A 2,471-nucleotide genomic window follows, 5' to 3' on the forward strand; every position below is an offset into this window, starting at 1 on the left:
CAACCCGGCCGGTTGCGGGGCTACCGCCGCACAGGGCTCCCGCTATCAATACATGAGCTGCCAGCGCACAGGGGATAAGCGCTGGAGCCCCAAATGATCTGAAAGTGCACGACCGCGGCTGCCAAGCGCCACGCTGGCGCCGTGCGCGACTTCAATCGCCCAGACGGCCGGCCACCAGCCGCAGCACGCGGTCGCAACGCGCTGCCAGCGACTCGTCGTGCGTCACCATCACGAACGCCGTGCCCTGGTTGCGCGCCAATTGCAGCATGAGGTCGAACACGCCGTCGGCCGTGCTGCGGTCCAGGTTGCCGGTGGGCTCGTCGGCCAGCACGCAGGCGGGCCGCGTCACCAGGGCGCGCGCAATCGCCACGCGCTGGCGCTCGCCACCCGACAGCTCGGCGGGGCGGTGCTGCAGCCGTTCCTTCAGACCGACGGATGTAAGCACCCGCTCGGCCTCGGCATGGCACTGGGCGAGCGGCAGGCGGCGGATGCGCAGCGGCATGGCCACGTTATCGAGCGCGCTGAACTCGGGCAGCAGGTGGTGGAACTGGTAGATGAAGCCCAGGTGCTGGTTGCGCAGCTGGCCCTGGCGCTCGGCAGAGAGCGACGACATTTCCTCGCCCTTGAGGCGCACCGTCCCTGATGTAGGCGCATCCAGCCCGCCCAACAGGTGCAGCAGCGTGCTCTTGCCCGAGCCCGAAGCGCCGACGATGGCCAGCGTTTCGCCGGCGCGGATCTGCAGGTCCACGCCCTTGAGCACGGTCACATCCAGGCGGCCTTCGGTGAAGCGCTTGGTGAGGCCTTGGGCCTCCAGAACCACTTCGGCGCCCAGCCCGGCAGGGGCGCCGCGGCCCTGCATTTCCAGAGGCCCGTTTCCAGACAGGGGCTGAGAGGACACGCCCGTGCCAAGCGTGGGGGTGGTGTTACTCATAGCGCAGTGCCTCGGCAGGGTTCACACGGCTGGCGCGCCAGCTGGGGTACAGGGTGGCCACGAAGGCCAGCACCAGCGAGATGACGCCGATGGGCACGATGTCGCTGCTCTGCGGCTCGCTGGGCATCTTGCTGATGAGGTAGATATCCTTGGGCAAGAAGCTCGCGTTCAAGGCGCGCTCGATGGCGGGCACGATGACGTCGATGTTGAGCGCGATCCCCAGGCCCAGCAGCAGCCCCACGGCGGTGCCAATCACGCCCACCATGGCCCCCTGCACCACGAAGATGCCCATGATGCTTTTCGGGCTGGCGCCCAGCGTGCGCAGGATGGCGATGTCGGCGCGCTTGTCGGTCACCGTCATCACGAGCGTGGAAACGAGGTTGAACGCCGCCACCGCCACGATGAGCGTGAGGATGATGAACATCATGCGTTTTTCGAGCTGCACGGCGGCAAACCAGGTGCGGTTCTGCTGCGTCCAGTCGCGGATCAGCAGCATGCCGCTCAGGCTGCCGGCCAGTTGCTGGGCCACCTCGCGCGCCTGGTGCAGGTCCTTGAGCTTGAGGCGGATGCCCGTGGGGCCTTCCAGGCGGAAGATGCGCTGCGCGTCCTCATGGTGCAGCAGCACCAGGGCCGAGTCGTATTCGTAGTGGCCCGAGTCGAACGTGCCCGCCACCGTCATCTGCTTGAGGCGCGGCACCACGCCGGCTGGCGTGACCTGCCCGGCCGGTGCGATCAGCGTCACGGCGTCGCCCTTGCGCACGCCCAGCGCGCGCGCCAGCTCACCGCCCAGCACCACACGGAACTCGCCGGGCACCAGCAGCTTGAGCGTTTCTTCGTTGGTGGCCGCCAGATCGGTTACCGCGCCTTCGAGGGCCGGGTCGATGCCGCGCACCAGCGTGCCCTTCATGTCCTCGCCGCGTGCCAGCAAAGCCTGCGCGCCCACGAAGGGCGCGGCGCCGACCACGTTGGGGTTCTGCCTGGCCTCGGCCAGCGTGCGCGCCGGGTCGGGCAGCGCGGCGCCCTGGGGCGCAAAAATCTCGATGTGCGAGACCACGCTGAGCATGCGGTCGCGCACTTCCTTTTGAAAGCCGTTCATCACGCTGAGCACGATGATGAGCGCCGCCACCCCGAGCGCAATGCCCAGCATGGACACGCCCGAGATGAACGAGATGAAGCCGTTGCGCCGCGTGGCGCGGCCTGCGCGCGTATAGCGCCAGCCCAGGGCCAGTTCGTAGGGAATTTGCATGGTGGAAGAAAGAGGCCCGTACCCGCACGAAATGTAAGGGGTGGGCGGCGCCGATTGTGGCATCCCGGACAATAGACCCCATGTCGGACATCCACCATTTGCTCATTCCCTACGCCGCCAGTGCCGCCGAGGGATGCCAGCAAGCCCTGCAGGGCCTGGCCCTGCCCCATCTGGACCGGCTTCTGGCCCGGCTCAGCGCCCACCACGCCGCGAGCACTGCGGGCGACGAAACCAGCTTCTCCCCGCCGCACGAACGCGCGCTGGCCCAGGCCCTGGGCCTGCCCGCGCAGGACG

Annotated in this window: 2 protein-coding genes and 1 pseudogene; 1 reads left to right on the forward strand and 2 read right to left on the reverse strand. The window is 68.4% G+C overall.

What is annotated here, in order from left to right; genetic code table 11:
• Positions 1–151 precede the first annotated feature (151 nt).
• Both lolD and ACDELDRAFT_RS21345 read right to left on the reverse strand, forming a co-directional pair.
• Complete coding sequence (gene lolD, locus ACDELDRAFT_RS21340) at positions 152–859, reverse strand: lipoprotein-releasing ABC transporter ATP-binding protein LolD (protein ID WP_081470181.1); 708 nt, start codon at positions 857–859, stop codon at positions 152–154.
• Positions 860–923: 64 nt separating this feature from the next.
• On the reverse strand, positions 924–2,177 hold the full coding sequence (locus tag ACDELDRAFT_RS21345) for a lipoprotein-releasing ABC transporter permease subunit (protein ID WP_005800372.1): 1,254 nt from the start codon (positions 2,175–2,177) through the stop codon (positions 924–926).
• Between the two features lie 80 nt (positions 2,178–2,257).
• Between ACDELDRAFT_RS21345 and ACDELDRAFT_RS21350 the strand changes: the two are divergent.
• Positions 2,258–2,471 (forward strand): annotated as a pseudogene (locus tag ACDELDRAFT_RS21350) (phosphoglycerate mutase); the annotation flags it as partial.

It is taken from the genome of Acidovorax delafieldii 2AN (assembly GCF_000175235.1).
In the GTDB taxonomy this organism is placed as follows: Bacteria; Pseudomonadota; Gammaproteobacteria; order Burkholderiales; family Burkholderiaceae_C; genus Acidovorax; species Acidovorax delafieldii_B.

What these genes read in the sequence shown, in the direction of transcription:
- lolD (WP_081470181.1), bottom strand. Translation starts at nt 859, where the DNA reads ATGCAGGGCCGCGGCGCCCCTGCCGGGCTGGGCGCCGAAGTGGTTCTG.
- ACDELDRAFT_RS21345 (WP_005800372.1), bottom strand. Translation starts at nt 2,177, where the DNA reads ATGCAAATTCCCTACGAACTGGCCCTGGGCTGGCGCTATACGCGCGCA.